General features: G+C 45.0%; 12 protein-coding genes. 5 read left to right on the top strand and 7 right to left on the bottom strand.

Annotated features, from left to right (window positions below):
- Positions 1 to 1,227 (top strand): ATP-binding protein (locus AB4484_RS24455; RefSeq protein ID WP_372080806.1); only part of this gene is annotated, 1,227 nt, incomplete at its 5' end.
- Positions 1,228 to 1,377: 150 nt separating this feature from the next.
- Here the strand turns inward: AB4484_RS24455 and AB4484_RS24450 are convergent.
- The 3 genes from AB4484_RS24450 to AB4484_RS24440 are packed head-to-tail and all read right to left on the bottom strand — an operon-like array spanning position 1,378 to position 5,418.
- Positions 1,378 to 2,958, bottom strand: a complete 1,581-nt coding sequence (locus AB4484_RS24450) for a hydantoinase/oxoprolinase N-terminal domain-containing protein (protein ID WP_372080805.1) — start codon at positions 2,956 to 2,958, stop codon at positions 1,378 to 1,380.
- 4 nt (positions 2,959 to 2,962) lie between these two features.
- On the bottom strand, positions 2,963 to 4,087 hold the full coding sequence (locus AB4484_RS24445; RefSeq protein ID WP_372080804.1) for a DUF917 domain-containing protein: 1,125 nt from the start codon (positions 4,085 to 4,087) through the stop codon (positions 2,963 to 2,965).
- A 5-nt stretch (positions 4,088 to 4,092) separates the two neighbouring features.
- A complete protein-coding gene (locus tag AB4484_RS24440) occupies positions 4,093 to 5,418 on the bottom strand; it encodes a cytosine permease (RefSeq protein ID WP_017064775.1) in 1,326 nt (441 codons plus the stop codon).
- A gap of 93 nt (positions 5,419 to 5,511) precedes the next feature.
- On the opposite strand from AB4484_RS24440, the gene AB4484_RS24435 reads away from it, so the two are divergent.
- Complete coding sequence (locus AB4484_RS24435; protein WP_372080803.1) at positions 5,512 to 6,471, top strand: LysR family transcriptional regulator; 960 nt, start codon at positions 5,512 to 5,514, stop codon at positions 6,469 to 6,471.
- A 79-nt stretch (positions 6,472 to 6,550) separates the two neighbouring features.
- Here the strand turns inward: AB4484_RS24435 and AB4484_RS24430 are convergent, their stop codons facing one another.
- The 3 genes from AB4484_RS24430 to AB4484_RS24420 form a co-directional block, all read right to left on the bottom strand.
- On the bottom strand, positions 6,551 to 8,905 hold the full coding sequence (locus tag AB4484_RS24430) for a fatty acid cis/trans isomerase (RefSeq protein WP_372080802.1): 2,355 nt from the start codon (positions 8,903 to 8,905) through the stop codon (positions 6,551 to 6,553).
- Positions 8,906 to 9,127: 222 nt separating this feature from the next.
- Positions 9,128 to 10,792: a VRR-NUC domain-containing protein gene (locus tag AB4484_RS24425; RefSeq protein ID WP_372080801.1), complete on the bottom strand. Its 1,665-nt coding sequence runs from the start codon at positions 10,790 to 10,792 to the stop codon at positions 9,128 to 9,130.
- 57 nt (positions 10,793 to 10,849) lie between these two features.
- The gene (locus tag AB4484_RS24420; protein WP_048608721.1) at positions 10,850 to 12,088 is read right to left on the bottom strand and encodes an OFA family MFS transporter; all 1,239 of its coding nucleotides are present in this window, start codon (positions 12,086 to 12,088) and stop codon (positions 10,850 to 10,852) included.
- Between the two features lie 594 nt (positions 12,089 to 12,682).
- Here AB4484_RS24420 and AB4484_RS24415 point away from each other — a divergent pair.
- A complete protein-coding gene (locus tag AB4484_RS24415) occupies positions 12,683 to 13,063 on the top strand; it encodes a hypothetical protein (RefSeq protein WP_017064770.1) in 381 nt (126 codons plus the stop codon).
- Positions 13,064 to 13,243: 180 nt separating this feature from the next.
- Here the strand turns inward: AB4484_RS24415 and AB4484_RS24410 are convergent, their stop codons facing one another.
- Positions 13,244 to 13,588, bottom strand: a complete 345-nt coding sequence (locus AB4484_RS24410; RefSeq protein WP_017060876.1) for a YajD family HNH nuclease — start codon at positions 13,586 to 13,588, stop codon at positions 13,244 to 13,246.
- A 284-nt stretch (positions 13,589 to 13,872) separates the two neighbouring features.
- On the opposite strand from AB4484_RS24410, the gene yghU reads away from it, so the two are divergent.
- Both yghU and AB4484_RS24400 read left to right on the top strand, forming a co-directional pair.
- Positions 13,873 to 14,730: a glutathione-dependent disulfide-bond oxidoreductase gene (gene yghU / locus AB4484_RS24405; RefSeq protein WP_372080800.1), complete on the top strand. Its 858-nt coding sequence runs from the start codon at positions 13,873 to 13,875 to the stop codon at positions 14,728 to 14,730.
- Between the two features lie 335 nt (positions 14,731 to 15,065).
- Positions 15,066 to 16,202, top strand: a complete 1,137-nt coding sequence (locus tag AB4484_RS24400) for a hypothetical protein (protein ID WP_060981514.1) — start codon at positions 15,066 to 15,068, stop codon at positions 16,200 to 16,202.
- Positions 16,203 to 16,207: the final 5 nt, after the last annotated feature.

Genomic DNA, 16,207 nt, shown 5'->3' with positions numbered 1-16,207 from the left:
AACGCGATTAAGTTTACGGAAAGTGGCTCGGTCGATATCTTTATCAGCTTAGATATCGAAGATGAAAATAGAGTGATGTTTGAAGTGTCAGATACCGGTGTCGGAATTGATGCTAGCGAACAAGCTTGTCTGTTTGATGCCTTTACCCAAACCGATAGCGGTCGCAACAAAACCGGCGGCACAGGGCTTGGATTAGCGATTAGTAAAAGCATTATGTTGGCAATGAACGGGGACATTGGCGTTCATTCTGAAGAAGGCGAGGGTAGTCAGTTCTGGTTCTCACTGCCACTTGAAGCCGGTGAGAAGATAGAAACGAAAGTACCGGTCATTGAAGCGTGTATTCGAGCTAAAGTACTTCTGATTGAAGATAACCCCGTAAACTGCATCGTTGCTGAAGGCTTTTTGCATAACCTAGGACACGAGGTTGTGATCGCGACAACCGGACAAGAAGCGAGAGCCATATTCAGTGAGCAAGAGTTTGATATTGCGCTGGTGGACATTAACTTACCGGACTGCGATGGCGTCGAGTTAATTCAACAACTCAAAGACGATGCGCTTCAGTATGAAAGTGAAGAAGACGTAATTCGAAAAGTACCTCCAATGATCGCAGTATCGGCTCATGTGTTTAACGAAGAAGTGGAAAGCTACTTGTCGTCTGGCTTTGATGGCTTCTTACCTAAGCCGTTAGAGAAAGAGGCTCTTGCTCAACTCATTGTGACACAGCTTGATGGCAAGACTTTGCTACTGCCACAACCTGATCCTAATGATTCTATATGCAGTCAAAACAGCAAGCCTCAACGTAATAAAGGCAACGAGTTGTACTCATCTCAGATGGCGAGCGTCGTCTCTGATCTAGCCATCAAGGCTTCGCAAACTGAAGACGAAGGAGAGACTCCTGTGAAATTGATTGATTCCAATGTCATCAAAGGTGACTTGTCCATTCTTGGCTTAGAAAAGATGAAGCAGATTGTGGGACTATTTGAAGAGAGTAGCCGCGTCACTTTAAGCGAAATGGTCGAAGCGAGTGATTCGAACAATGGACGTGAGGTAAAATCTCTCGCTCATAAACTGAAAGGTTCCGCGGGCAGTTTAGGTTTGTTGCAACTTTTCAATGCTTGCCAAGTGATAGAGGCGAGCAGCGATCCATTAGGTGAATACCGAGGCAAAGATAGCGAGTTGTCGAAGTTGGTTCAAGAGTCACTTGAGGCGTTGCAAGAGCAGTTATAAAAACAAACCTTAGGTTGCGACAGAAACGTATCGTGAGCTAGAAACCAAAAGTAACAACATAAAAAGCAGCCAATTTCTTCATTTTGTATGAAAGAATTGGCTGCTTTTTAGTTATAGGACTTGGTTAAATACAATTTTTGTTGATTCACTTTAAATCATCTTGATATGCCCTGCAGCTTTGATCTTAACGTGAACCATATTGCCTTGTAGGTAGCTTAATGGAATCTCGCTGCGTTCAATGATCGCGACATTATCGCTGCATGCGCCAGCTTCAATCGCCAGTTGCTTTGATTGCGCTTCCAAGCCCTTTAAGGTCTCTTCACGTGATGCTGGGTCAATCGGTACGATCTTATCGAATTGACCTGATATTTCACCCAACGCAACACCAATCGCATTAGCCACTTCAAAGTGCTCAGGACGAACCACTTGGCTCACACCTTCAAAATGATCTGGGAATAGGGCACTACCACCACCAACCATGATTACGGGTACACTCGCTGCAGAGGTCTTCATCTTATCGATGCCTTCTTCAACATCCGTGACCATTTGTTGATAAATCTTGCTTGCTTGTTCGGCTGAAACACCAATCTCATCACTCAGTTGATGTTCTGCCTGCCACTGCATTTGTCCTGTTTTGAGTGCAATATCGGTGAGCGTAAGTTCATCACCACCAAAGCTACGCGCCGTTTGCGTCAAGGTATGGCCAACACTTTCTGGGCCTAGCTCTATACGCTGCTGTTCAAAGCGAACCTTGGTACCACCACCAATGGCTAACGCCAAAATATCAGGCATACGGAAGTTGGTTCTCACTTCGCCGATTTCTACCGCGAGGCTCGATTCTCTCGGATAACCGTGAGTCAGCACACCAATATCAGACGTAGTGCCGCCTACATCGACCACAATCGCGTCTTTTAGCTTGGTGAGATGACTCGCTCCACGAATCGAGTTTGTTGGCCCACAAGCCACGGTGAGAATCGGGTACATCAATGCGAATTGCTGCGACATCAGTGTGCCGTCGTTCTGACCGAAATAGGGCGTGGTGTGGATTTTATGATTGATGAGTGCATTACAAAAGCCGTCTACGAATCGTTTTGCTGTACCTTGCAGAGCCGCATTGAGGATAGTGGCGTTCTCGCGTTCTAAAAGCCCTAAGCTGCCCACTTTATGGGATAACGATAGGTTCACGCCCGGAAGTTCTTGTTGAATCCACTCTGCTGCTTGAAGCTCTTGGTCGCTGTTGACGGGAGAGAACACACCGCAGATAGCAATGGAATCCACATGGCCTTTCATTTTCTGACAAAGCTCGCGGATCTCAGACTCTTGAATATCGGCAATCAACTGGCCGTCGTATTCATAGCCGCCGTGCGCTTGGTAGAAGTGTTCACCAAGCAGATTTTGCCACGCTTCACTCCAACCACAAAGGGGCGGGACGCTATCACCACTGGGAAGCGCTAAGCGAATCATGCCGACTCTGTCTAAGCCTTTTCGTTCAACAATTGCGTTGGTGCATTGAGTGGTACCAAGCATCGCATGTTTCACCTGTTTGCCATCAATGTTTGCTTGGTTTAATAGCGCAGAAATCGCGTTATCAATGCCGGTTGAAATGTCATGTGTGGTTGCGGTTTTCACCTTAGCGATCACATTCAAGTCTGCGTCGAGCAGCACACCGTCGGTATTGGTACCACCTACGTCAATGCCAAGGCGGCAGTAATCAAGCGTAATGTTTGTCATGCGACTACCTCTTCAATGCAGACTTTAGTTGTTCAATGGTTTGATACTCGACTGTGTAGCCAAAGTAACCCGGGCCCGCGACTTGGATGCCTTTGTTAGTGCGCCATTTAGGGTCGCAAGGGTAGGCGATAAGGTCGATGCGCTGCCCGTAACGAAGTTGTTCGGTTGTGATTGGCTTACCCGTTTCATGATCCAAGATCGAAATAAGATCCGGTGTTGATGCCAGCAGGTTATCTTGGTTCATGTCTGCGCGACTTGTGCCTTTGTGGGCGAGAAGCAATTCGTTTTGGAACTGCACAAACACATTATCGACGCCGGTATCTTCAAACTGAGCCAGCTTTTCAATCACGACACCGCCTGTGGCAAAGCCACCATCGGTTTCACGTTGAATATCAACAATCTTGCCACTGATGATGGTATGGCCGCCGACAATGTCTAACACGGCCTGTGTGCCACTCTGATTGTTGTCGTTCGCCAGTCTAATCGTTGCACCAATCTTCATTGCTTGGGTCAGTGTTGCAGGCAGTGCGCTGCGTTTTAGGTTCTTACCGTTCATTGGGTAATCGCACATTGCTGCAGAGCCGCCCATCTGCTCGGTAATTGGCCTCGCAAACTTTTCAGACCAAATACCGTCAATTGGGTAAAGCGTGACGACATTGCCACGCTCATCGGCCAATGTGTTCGGTGCGGAAGGGAGACCATCAAGGAAGAAGGTCACCATCTGAGCTTCTGGGAATGCACGTCCCATCGCATCACAATCGATCACAGGGATGTTCTTTTGCGCTGCAACGAGAATTGGAATTAATGAATTAAAGCCGCCTACTTCGATAGGAAACGTTGCCGCTACGTCAGTGCCGAGCGCTTTTTCCATCGCTTCGAAAGCAATCAACATTTGATCTTTCGAATTGAGTTTCTCGACTGCGACGGTTGGCGCGCCAATCATAGAAGAGGGCACAGTCATCCAATCGTCTTGAACGTCTTCTAGGGGAATCATGCGTACAGGGTGCTTTGCCGTTGCAATGGCTACTTTCGCCATCAAGGCACCGCTGTATGGGTCACCACCGCCGCCAGTACCTAATACCGTCGCACCAAGCGCGATATCATCAATCATTTGTTCAGTAATAATCACAACTACTATTCCTTATCACTTGAAGGAGAAAGCTTCATTAGGGCGAGGTAAATCACACCAGCGGCAAGAATGCCGTCTAACGCCGAGATGCTGGTGAACGAAAATAGGTTGAAAAACTCTGGCGCGGTACAAGCGCTGAATGCAGTACCAAATGCCCAAGAAGCCAAGCCTTTAAACATCCAAGCTGGAACTTGCTGGATGTTCTCAAAGCTCATTTTTGTTGAATCTAAAACATAATATTGAACGATGTAGACACCTGCCGCAGGTGCAATGGTTACGCTGAGGAGCATTAAGAAATCGGTAAACTTGTTCACCATGCCGAGCTGAGCAATGCCAATACCAACGATGGTCATGATCACAACCAGAACAGGGCGCGGAATCTTCGGGAGAACCATCGACATGCATAAGCCGCCAGAGGTCAGGTTGCTACTGTTGGTGGTCCACTGTGCGAACACCAGTACGATAATGGCTGCCATGCCTAAACCTAGGGTGAAGAAGACTTCTACTAGGTCGTCGGTGCCTGTCATTTTGGTTAGGATCAACGCGATAAGAATGATGGCACTGTTGCCGACGAGGAAACCGATACCCGCTCCTAAAATCGCATCACGACGTGTTTTGGCGTAGCGAGCAATATCAGGTGCGGCAACCGCGGCTAGAATCCAGATAGACATAACAAAAGAGATGGCTTGGCCAAGCGTCAAAGGGTCTTCAATCGATGGTGCTGCGCCACCTTGATAATCAGCGGCCATAAACAAACCGATGGTAATCAGCGTCACCATCAATGGAACAGAATAGGTACTGAGTTTGCCTAAAGCACGGACGCCATAGATAGCCGTCATCATCATTAATACACTGCCGCCAATGAGAGCGGTGAGGTGTGAAATTATGATGTCGTATTTCGCCAGTGCATCGACCATGATGAAAGCGAAGAAATCAGCCTGGAATGCGAACCAGCCAACTAATGAGATGCCGTTGATGAAGCCAAGGATTTTACCGCCGTTACGACCAAATACCGCGCTGCTCACCAGCGGAGTAGAGACGCCGGCTTGAAAGCCAATGTTGGCACACAGCATCGCGATGATCGCCAATAAGCCTGAACCAATAAACGTGGCAAGCAGAGCATCTTCAAAACCAATACCGCTGCTTAGAATCGAGCCGAGAAACAATCCCGAAATATCGATGCCGATAGCCAACCAAATAAGGCTGATAACCCACCAAGAGCGTTTGGCCTTCTCGGGAACGGGTTCCAATTCGAAGTCATCTATCTTTTTGTGGCTGTGTGTTGCTTCGGGTTTATTCACGTAAGCTTCTGCCGCCATAGTGCCATCCATGCATTGTTATTCCATAAGTGTGAATAAAGCATACTGATGTATTTATTGTTAATAAATGAATATAATCAGATGTAAACATAACAAAAAACAAATGTGAGTGGCAAAGTGAATTCAAACAATAAGTTAGATAAAAGAGACCTACGTAGATTAGAGCCTTTTTGTGAAATTGTTGAGCAAGGAGGCATCAATCAGGCGGTCGCAAGCACCGGGATTAGCCAACCTGTGCTCAGTAATCAGCTTATTGCCTTGGAAAAAAGCTTAGAATTAACATTATGCCAACGTGGTCGACGTGGTTTTAAGCTGACTCATGAAGGTGAGCAAGTGTATAAATATGCGAACCAATTGAAATCGACCTTAACCGACTTCGCTTATAAGTTACGAGGTGTACAGACAGAACTCTCTGGGCATGTGCGAATTGGATGCTTGGATAACACCGTCACTTTGCCCTATAACCCCCTTCCCAAAGCGATCGAGACGTTTTACCAACGTAGTAACAGTGTTGAGGTGAGTGTTGATGTCGGCGATTTCACCCAGTTGAATGAGAAGTTAGCAAAGAACCAGATTGATATGATGATAGTGGTTCTAGGGTCACATCAAAAATCAGCGTTTCAACATAAATACCCACTGTTTGAAGAGCACAGTTATCTGTATGCGCGTAAGGATCTGGCTGAGAAGATCATGGACAAGGATTTCTCATTAGATGGTTGTCGTATCAATATGGGCGGCTATGCCAAAGACGAGATGTTCCGATTACTGAATATTGAGCAGTACGATTCCGTAAAGCCTTTTGATGGCTGGCATGTCGAGTCGGGTGTAATTTTAACCTTGGCGGGTACACACCTGAGTTTTTTACCGTCTCACTTAATCGACCGTGGCCATTATGACCAAGCTTTGATTCCGCTTCAGCCCGAGAAGTGGAGCCTTAAGAGTCAGTTTTATGTGGTGTTGAAGCAACCTGTGGATTCCCTTTCTCCTGCCGCGCGTGCGTTTTTTGATGAGCTACACCAACCGGAAACATCGGATTCATCTAGAGAACTCGTCGCTTCTCAATAGCACTTAAGATACTTTCTCATATACAAAAAATCCTCTGCCAAGACAGAGGATTTTTGCTTTTATGCTTTATGAGTGAAAACTAACGGTTCTCGAAGCGGTTGTAATCCAACAAGCCAAACTCGATCGGTTGGTCTTGTTGATACCAACGATGCACGCGATCACTGAATGGCCAGAATTCGCTAGAACTGCGTCGTATTGCAAACTTGTCTAGCAGCGCCACGTAGTCCTCTTCTGTGTTTAAGCTTTGCAGCGTTTTCACTAGCGCAGGAATCTCGCTCTCGGTTAATGATAGGTAAGCCGCAGGGTAGCTACCGACAACGCCTCTTACGAGGGTTAGGTCATCATTGGCGTAATCTCGGTTACCTTCTTCATTAAACAAGCTAGAAATGTTGCTGTGCGCGTTATTGTGAATCATGGTGAACAGCTGCTCTTCGCCGTTTTCGCCTTCAATCATGATCATCACTAATTGAGGTACATGACGCAGGCCTTCTCCCTTAATCAAATTCACTTGATTAAGCAGTGCTTCATTCTTTCTACCAAAACCTGTTTCAACAATCTCAAAGCGATTATCGAGAACAGGTGCGAGCTTATCTTTGATCATATTAAGCAGTTCACGCTTAGGATCGGCCGTTTTGTAAACCACGCTGGTCGGCTGATCAAAAGGCGCAATGTTTCGCTGCAAGTAGTCACTCAGTTGTGCGCTTTGGTTCTGGTACCAGCTAGAGTGTTCAATGTGGCGAACGTCTTTAGGAAGAAGGGTTAAGAAGTTACTCTCACCTTCAAGACGCAAGAAGTCCATGAACATGCGTGTAATCAGCTGGTGGCCAAAGTTGCCGTAAACATCGAAGCCTGCAACGAGAAGATAATGAATACGCTCTAGAAGAGCATAATCAAGAATCCACGCGGTCTTAGGTTGCGTGCCAACTAACCCTTGTACAACAGAGGCGCTATCGAAGTGCCTAAAGACGGTGAGAGCAGCATTCGGGTTGATGCCATCGCCATCCCAAATGATGCCAGTGTCTAGGTTTACGCCACTTTCGAACCATTGGTTGGTGAAGTCTGATTTCGCGTTTAGGTATCGCGCTTGTTGCTTCGCGTATCTTACCCAGTTGGTCACAGGCACGGTGTTACTTTTTAGCTCGCTAGGCAGCTTTAAGTTTTTCTTTTGGCTTGCATAGAAGGCGTTGATTTCCGGAACATCGGCTTTCTCTGGGTCGATGAAGAAAACCCAAAAACGGTCGTTAATTACGTTCAAGGCAAGTTGACCACGACACACAGGTCCTTTGATATAGGCCATGATGGTGTTTTGCGCGTTATCTAACATGAAGTTGAAGCGCGAGTTCACTGGCAGTGCTTCAAACGAAGTCATTGGGTTAGCTGAAACATCAATATCGTAACTAGGAAGTTGTTTTACGGTGTAATTAACGTCGACAAACCAGCTATACCACTTTTGTAGACGCTCTTTATTAAGTGCGAAAGGCATGTGCGTTTTGTCGACGATGGTGCCTTGCTCTGGAATCAGACGGTAGTAAACACGGTCTACTTTTGGATCGTCATAAGGGCGGCGAGTCGTGATGCGCTGCACCGCTTCACCTGGTGGTGTTGCAGAGCGAACAACAGTAAAGAAACGTGTTGGTTGAGCTAAATCAGAAAAATAGACGTGCGATAAAAACAGGTGCTCGTAGATGTAACGTGCTGAAAGTTGACTCTTATTGTCACTCTTATTTAAAAAGCTTTCGTAGACATTAACGAGCTCTTGCTCTGCATCATTCAGCGGAATATGGTCGTTCATTAACGCGCCATTTTCTAACCAACTCATTAAAGTCGCGTATTCGGTTTTATCTAAGTTCGGCATCCCATAAGGCATCCCCCAAGTTGGGTAATCTCTCTCGTATTGGGCGTACTCTTCAATCGTTGGGCACTGTTGGTCGCGATCGGTTGAAAAGTCGAAACCTTCGAGCTGGGTTTGATCGGGTAGAGGGTGATTCTCTTTCTGAATCAACATACGAGAAACAAGACCAGCATCGAGGTTAGCCGTTGAGTTCTGCATGCGCTCATTGAGTACAGGATGAAAATCCGCATCGCGCCACTCTTGTGTGGTTAACGCATCTTCAAACAAACGAGTAGGGGCTGATGCCGTTAAGCGGGTGCCTTGGTAAACGAGTGCCTTGCTCGCGCCTCGGTCTATGCCTTCCACTGAAGACATTTTGAGTTGGCAAGGGGCATCATAACAAGCGTGACAAACCACACATCGGTTATCAATGATGGGCTTTACTTCGTCAATGAAGTGCTGTGCTTGAGCCGAAAGAATAGGTGCTTGGCGATCGCGTACTTGTTGTTCACCAAACAGTTCGTCGAAGTTTAAACCCGCGTAGACGGCACAACCTGAGAAGACGCTAACAAAAGCTAAAATGAAGAGTTTTTTCAAATTCATACGTATTTAAATATTAGGCATTTTCTATAATTATATCGAAAATGATTGAAAATGCTCATGTTCTAACAATTTTGTAGACAAGATCTTGATGGGACGAGTGACTTGTCGATGCGCGTCACTCGCTTGTGCTCAGAAATTGGAGTTTCAAGATAGCTAGATTTAAGCCCCAAGCCCCAAGAGCTAAAAGCTAAAAGCCAACAGCTAAGAGTTAAGAACTAAGACTCACTGATTGACGTAACAAACAGAGAAGGGGACAGACAATCGCTCAAACTCTTTAATCCAGCGCCACTGGTTGTCTTGCAGTTTATCGCCAGGGCCTTTGACTTCAATCCAGTGAAAATCATCGCCCTTGAATGCAATCAAATCCGGCATCCCAGTTCTAAATAGATTTAAATCACTCAATATCACTTTGAAGAGATCGATAACTAAAGCATTTGGAATCGAAGCCAAGCTGTGTTCGATGAGTGCCTTAGGAAAATAATTCCAATGAACAAAGGGGTTCGCGATACCTTGCTTTTCATCGTAAGTATTGAACAAATGGTTCAGCCCATGTTTGGATATCGTCTGAAACACGGCTTCAACCTGTTCGGCTCGCTTGTCTACGAAATCTGAATGGTACAGATCCAATGGTCGATGTTGGTATCGATTGATAAAGGCGCCTTCAACGTCTGCGAAAATGACATCCCAGAAAGCCAAACCAAACAAGCCACACAGAAAACTGTTTTCAGAAAAGTAGACGTCCCAACCTTGGTTCTCAAAATGCTGCTTTACCGCAAGCTCTACTCGAGTTTGGCTGAGGTCTAATTCCAGTTTTAACTCTTTGCAGCTCGGCTTTATGGTTCGTGAAACTTTGTGCCCCTGTTTCCGTAGCAGCCGGTCTTCAAGCTTAATAGCGACTTCCAACTCTGACACATCCGATGGAGCAGCTTTCATTTGCGTGACAATGTCACACATTAAGTCTAGCGTACCTTGCTTATCACAGATGCGCGCAAGTCGCTCTCTGCTGGGAGGAAGTGTCGATTGTCTGAACCAAAAGATAGCTTGGTCGTTTAGGTTAAGCCTTTCAAGATCGCGAGCAATACCATTGATCAAACGCGATCGTTTTCTGGCAATGCTTCTGTGTTCTGATTCTTCAGGAATCGAGTTTAAAAGTAGTTCCAGAAACTCACCGTCTTTGCGGTCACCTTCTGAATATAAGCGTTGAATATCGCGCATCTGGATTAATTGATTGAGTTGTTCTCTAGAGGTGAAGAAGCGGCGCTGCTTGCTTAATGGGTAGTTCTCAAAGGTATTGAGCCCAAGATCGCTCAAGACGAATTGGCTTAAGTCTTGATAGGTGTTGGCAAAGAACAGCATCAGCAAAACATCGATAACTTGAGCTTCGACGACGTAAATACAGTCGAAGGTTAGGCTCTGAAATTGATCAAAAGGTTGCTGATCAAGCAGTAGCAACAGGTCGTCTTTCTTGGCAGTTCTGCGGCTCTTTAGGGCGGGGAATACATTCAACAATTCTGGCTTGGTGAGCAAGTGCAACCCTAGCTCGACCTCACTAATGGCGAGGTCATGCTGTTCTTCGGGGTGACTCAACGCAATGAAGCCTGAGCTGCTTAGCTCTTGTAGCGCGGTCTTTAGATCTGGGATCTCAACATAGTTGAGTTTATCGTTGCGAAACCAACGGCCTTTACGAGAAAGCAAACGAACCATTAAGCATTGGCTTGAAACAGAAAGACGTTTGTATGCGGACAACCAACGACATTCATCATCACTCAGAAGATCGGGGTAGAGCGTTTGAGCGTGTTCAACCAGTCGATTGAAGTTGTCGAGATAATAAGTAGGGGAGAGCTGAAGAGTGGTTTCGGTCGTCAATGGAGAAGTCGCTTGATACAAAAAGAGCCTAACCCTAAGGTTAAGCTCTTCAGTAACAAATTCAATCTTTTCTGTTGATTAAGCTTGTGATGCTTTTAGTTCAGCAACTTTAGCTTCAGAGATTGGCTTAGTGATGATTGCTAGAACAATACACACTGCCATCATAACTGCAGAGATTGTGTAAGCTAGGCCGTAACCTTCGCCGTTTGACATTGAGAAGCCAACAACTGCTGCACCGATAGCGCCGCCGATACCCCATGCCGTGTAAAGCACGCCGTAGTTAGTACCGTAGTTTTTCAGGCCGTAGAACTCAGCAGTCAGTGTTGGGAATACTGCTAGAAGCGTACCGTAACCAACAGCTGCGATAGCTGTACCAATGATTAGCGTGAATTCAGAGTTGAACGTAGCGAATAGAGCCATGTTCGCGCCTTGAAGGATGAACGCTAGAAGTAGAGTACGTACGCCACCGATTTTATCTGCAAGCATACCCGCAGCAACACGGCCGCCTGAGTTGAATACTGCAAGGATAGACGCTAGGTAAACTGCGTTTGGCAGGTTAGCTTGAACGCTAGCAATCGTAGTGATGTTACCGATGATCATTAGACCAACAGATGCAGCGAATGCGTACATGATCCATAGAGAGTAGAACTGAGGAGTCTTCAGCATTACTTTCCAAGTTAGGTCTTCAGTCTTCTTAACCGCTTTAGGAGCTTGGCCTGCTTTTACTTTAGGCTCAGCTGGCGTGTAATCCGCTGGTGGGTTGTTGATAGTTGCTGCTAGAGGTACTGCGATTGCAAGTACACCAACACCAAGAATCATAAAGCTAGTTTGGATACCCATGCTGTCGATTAGCGCAGAAGTTACTGGTGCTAGGTAGATAGCTGCAAGACCGAAGCCTGCTGCGATAAGACCGTTAACCATACCTTTCTTAGAAGAGTGGAACCACTTCATTGCTGATGGAGAAAGACATGCGTAACCGAAGCCGATACCAGCACCTGTCATCACACCGAACGTGATGTTCAGCATCATAGGTGTTGTAGCGAAACCAGAAGCAATCATGCCTAGACCTGTAAGCGCTGTACCTAGGATAAGGATCTTACGTGGACCCATACGGTCTTGTAGGATGCCCGCAACAAGAAGACAAACAGAGAATGTGATAGTTGCAATAGCGTAAGGTGAAGATGCTTCAGCAGCACTCCAACCAGCTTCAGTTACTAGCGCTTTGTTAAATACACTCCAAGCATACAGGATGCCAAGACAAAGGTTGATACAGAAGCCTGCTAGCAGGATACGTGTTGCTTTATCAATCTTGCTCATTTTTATTCTCAGTTTTGTCATCGGTTAGTGGAGAGCCACTTAACTAAAGACGGGTTATTGTGATTGTTTCTTCAAAATTAGTTTGCGTTTATCAACAGATAGCGCAAAAGAGCGCGGATTATAACCAATAAAAATGTGATTGGAATCTCTTTTTCCATTTTCGGTAAATTAAATTCATTTTGTTAATAAGTTGTTTTTCATTGGTTTTTAAAATGTATTCAACACCTTTCTGTTTTGTTCTTTTTCGCTCTGTTTTCTTATTATTTCAGGGATTTTGAGGTGATGGTTTTTGAATAGACACGTATTCCGTGCGGATATCACAGAGTTACAAATAATTTTAATTAATTTCCAAGGTTAAATTTGTGTAACAAAATAAATCGAAACAGCGCTTTGTTCATATGAGACAAGGAGTAACGGAGTTTTATTAAAAACAAAATGTTAATCAATTGTTAAGGGTGTTTTTTGTTAGTACTTTTGCTTACATTTTGTTCGATTGGAGGGGTTGTGTTGTCCGTAAAAAGTGGGAAAATAGTATGCAAACTGAGATTCCAAATTTGAAAGGATGCGTTTCCAACTTATGGTGAGGCGAGTATTATGAAACTGTTTTTAATTTTATTGATGTCAATTTCTGGTGGTGTAGCGGCAGCTGACCATATTCACTCTTTCCTATTCGGCTTCTATGTTGCGGCTCTAGCAGTTGGTAGTTGCTACTGGCTTGCATTCCGCAGTACGCGTTTCCCACAGTTGGCATTAGTGCTATTGATGTGTGGCTTTTTTGCGAAAATTGCAGTGACTGTTATCGGTGTTTCTTGGGGTATCTCGAACGATATCATTCAATCGCCGTTCATTTTTTCATTGTCATACCTGTTCTTCTTAGTGGTTGTGTCTTACGTTTGGTTTGCATACCGCGATAAATTGACGCTAAAACAACGCGCTAAGAAGGTAGAAGAGTCTCGCAAACAAGCGGCAGCGTAATTCGATTTGATTCTTAAAAAGCCTTCTTCGGAAGGCTTTTTTGATCCTGCCTACCTGAATTCTATTCTTTGGTTATGACGGCAGATAAAAGAAACCCCAGTATGGTGACATACTGGGGTTTCTTGTTATTTATCTATTATCTAGCAGTTACCATCTACCAAAGACTACTCTGAAGGCGTGTTACTTCTTCATCATCTTAGCGAGATCGGCGAACGGGTTGTGTGTCGCTGACTGATGATCATCTAAACTCGCTTTTGCATCCACACCATAACGCTCATGGTCAGTGTATTTTGAATGCTCATGATCGTGACAGTACAGGCACAGTAGCTCCCAGTTGCTGCCATCTTCAGGGTTGTTTGTATGGTCGTGATCCACGTGGTGAACGGTAAGCTCTCGGAGGTTTGAGTAAACAAATTCACGCGCACATTTACCACAAACCCAAGGGTACAGTTTTAGTGCTTTTTCGCGGTAGCCTTTCTCTTGGCGAGCATACGCTGCACTCGAACCTGTGAAATCAGAAGACATTGCCAAATCCTTATCAATTGTAATATCCCGATTTTATCACAGCTTTCTTGAAGCTGTCGGTATGTCGTTCGTAAAATCATTGCTAAATGATGCAGTGGACTTATCGATATTAGATTGAAGTTTGAATACAGGCTTACCTTCTACACACCAACGCTTAAGCGGGTTATGTCTTTCTGGAATAAGCCATGCTTAACAGTTTGAAAATAAATCGTATTCAGGGGTTTTAACCGCAGGCATGTGACCTAATATCAGTTTGTGAGACCCTATATTAATAAGGAAATATCATGTCAGAACAATACACTCCGCCAAAAGTTTGGGTTAACGATACTGCTGGTGGTAACAAGTGGGCAAACATCAATAGTCCTGAATCTGGAGCTCGCTTTGATAAAGATCTTCCTGTTGGTGACCATGCTTTTCAATTGTATTCTCTTGGCACACCTAACGGTCAAAAAGTCACTATCTTGCTGGAAGAGTTGTTAGCGGCGGGTGTTAAAGAAGCTGAATATGATGCGTACTTGATCAACATTGGTGAGGCTGATCAGTTCTCTTCTGGCTTTGTTGGAGTGAATCCAAACTCCAAAATACCAGCACTTGTCGACAAGTCTGGTGACGAAGACGTGAATGTATTCGAATCGGCATCTATCTTGATGCATCTAGCAGAAAAATTTGGTCACTTCTTACCAAAAGAAGGGGCAGCAAGAACGCAAACCATTAACTGGTTATTCTGGGCACAAGGCTCGGCACCATTCCTAGGCGGTGGTTTCGGCCACTTCTACGCTTATGCGGATGAAAAGCAAGAGTACCCAATTAACCGCTTTGCGATGGAAGCTAAACGTCAGCTAGACGTGTTAGACAAACAGTTAGCAAATAACGAATTTGTGGCGGGTGACGAGCTAAGCATCGCTGATATCGCGATTTGGCCTTGGTATGGCAACCTTGTGCTAGGCAAAATCTACGATGCAGCCGAGTTCCTACAAGTTGAGTCTTACACCAACGTTGTGCGCTGGGCGAAGCTGCTAGAAGCGCGCGAAGGCTTCCAACGCGGCCGAGTGGTTAACCGTTCATTTGGCGAAGAGTGGGAGCAAGTACCAGAGCGCCATTCTGCAGAGGACATTGACCGAGTTTTAAAGCTGCGCCCGTAGTTCTTTAAAACAATAGTCGACACCACATTCATAGAGTTTGTTTTAACGGTCAACGTTAACTCAAACTCTATTTTCAGTTTCATCTAATCAATCTATTCTTTCCTTTCTATATCAGCCCTTCGATAAATACCGTTACGACTCTCCTTCACACTATCATTCGCATTGCTAATTATTATATTTTTTATACCTTTGATTATTAAAGATTTTTATTCTTCTTTCTGCCTTGCTACTAAAGTGATTTCATATTTTGTTACATCTCAAATATTAACTATTTATTGAAATGTTATAACATAACAATAAGTTAATTGGTGATGTATCTTAGAAAGGAAAAAGTTGTGAATAAAAAATTGGTTTCTCTAGCGGTTGGTAGCATTCTCGTTTCCCCTGTTTTTGCCGACACGTTGTCAAACCCTCAAATTGGCGTTGTTCTTGATGGTTATTATCAAGACGGTCAACGTAATAACTCGGAGCGCGATGAAGGCTTTGGTCTTGGTCATACAGAGCTGAACATGTCTGCGAATATTGATGACAAGTTTTATGGCTCTTTGACTACGGTTATTGAAACTCACGATGATGAGACTGAATTACTGCTCGAAGAAGCTTTCATTGAAACACTGACGATGCCTTACGGTTTAAGCATTCGAGGTGGTCGTTTCTTATCAGACTTTGGTTACTTGAATAACCAACACATGCATACTGATAGCTTTGTTGAGCGTCCTGCCGCTTACCGCACATTCTTAGGCTCTCATTATTACGATGATGGTGTTCGTGCAAACATCGTTCTTCCTACAGATCTGTATGTGAAGTTCGGCGTTGAAGCGTTAAGTGGTAGCAAGATGTCGTCTGTTGATGATGGCTCTGACGTTGGTGTTTACACTACAACTCTTAAGCTGGGTGATGACTTTTCAGAGTCATCAAGCTGGCAGTTTGGTTTGAGCTACTTACGAAATGAAAACGGTAAAGTTCGTGAGTTTGGAGACCATGATCACGGGCATGACCATGACCACGATCATAGCCACGGTGCGGCGGTTACGGGCTCAAACTTATACGGTGCTGATTTTGTATGGAAGTGGGCTCCGAACGGTAACTACAAATACCAAAACTTCACACTTGCAGCTGAGTACATGCTGTTAGATGGCATCGTTGATGACAAGTACAAAAATGACGCAGAGTCACCAGATACGCTAGCAGGTTATTATGTATCGGGTGTATACCGATTTAGCCCAAGCTGGTCTGCTGGCCTGCGCTACGGTGAAGCGGAAAGCTATGATGGACACGCACATGGTGACCACATGCACTTTACTGCAATGAACGACAAAGAAGCAGATGCAATGATCGCTTGGGATTCATCTCATTTTGGTACAGTTAGAGCACAATACTCTCGCGTTGAAAACCAAAGTAAAGAGACAGATAACGTATTTACCCTTCAGTATGTGATGACCTTTGGGGCGCACGGTGCTCATGCATTCTAGGAAAC

Origin of the sequence: Vibrio sp. 10N.261.46.A3 (assembly GCF_041472995.1) — a bacterium.
GTDB classification, from domain to species: Bacteria; Pseudomonadota; Gammaproteobacteria; order Enterobacterales; family Vibrionaceae; genus Vibrio; species Vibrio coralliirubri.
Note: the sequence above shows the minus strand (reverse complement) of the source record. Positions and strands in the feature narration are given on the sequence as shown.

Bases quoted from the DNA above. Each gene is read 5' to 3' on its own strand.
- AB4484_RS24450 (WP_372080805.1), bottom strand. From the start codon at position 2,958: ATGACAAACATTACGCTTGATTACTGCCGCCTTGGCATTGACGTAGGT.
- AB4484_RS24440 (WP_017064775.1), bottom strand. From the start codon at position 5,418: ATGGATGGCACTATGGCGGCAGAAGCTTACGTGAATAAACCCGAAGCA.
- AB4484_RS24430 (WP_372080802.1), bottom strand. From the start codon at position 8,905: ATGAATTTGAAAAAACTCTTCATTTTAGCTTTTGTTAGCGTCTTCTCA.
- AB4484_RS24420 (WP_048608721.1), bottom strand. From the start codon at position 12,088: ATGAGCAAGATTGATAAAGCAACACGTATCCTGCTAGCAGGCTTCTGT.
- AB4484_RS24415 (WP_017064770.1), top strand. From the start codon at position 12,683: ATGAAACTGTTTTTAATTTTATTGATGTCAATTTCTGGTGGTGTAGCG.
- AB4484_RS24410 (WP_017060876.1), bottom strand. From the start codon at position 13,588: ATGTCTTCTGATTTCACAGGTTCGAGTGCAGCGTATGCTCGCCAAGAG.
- yghU (WP_372080800.1), top strand. From the start codon at position 13,873: ATGTCAGAACAATACACTCCGCCAAAAGTTTGGGTTAACGATACTGCT.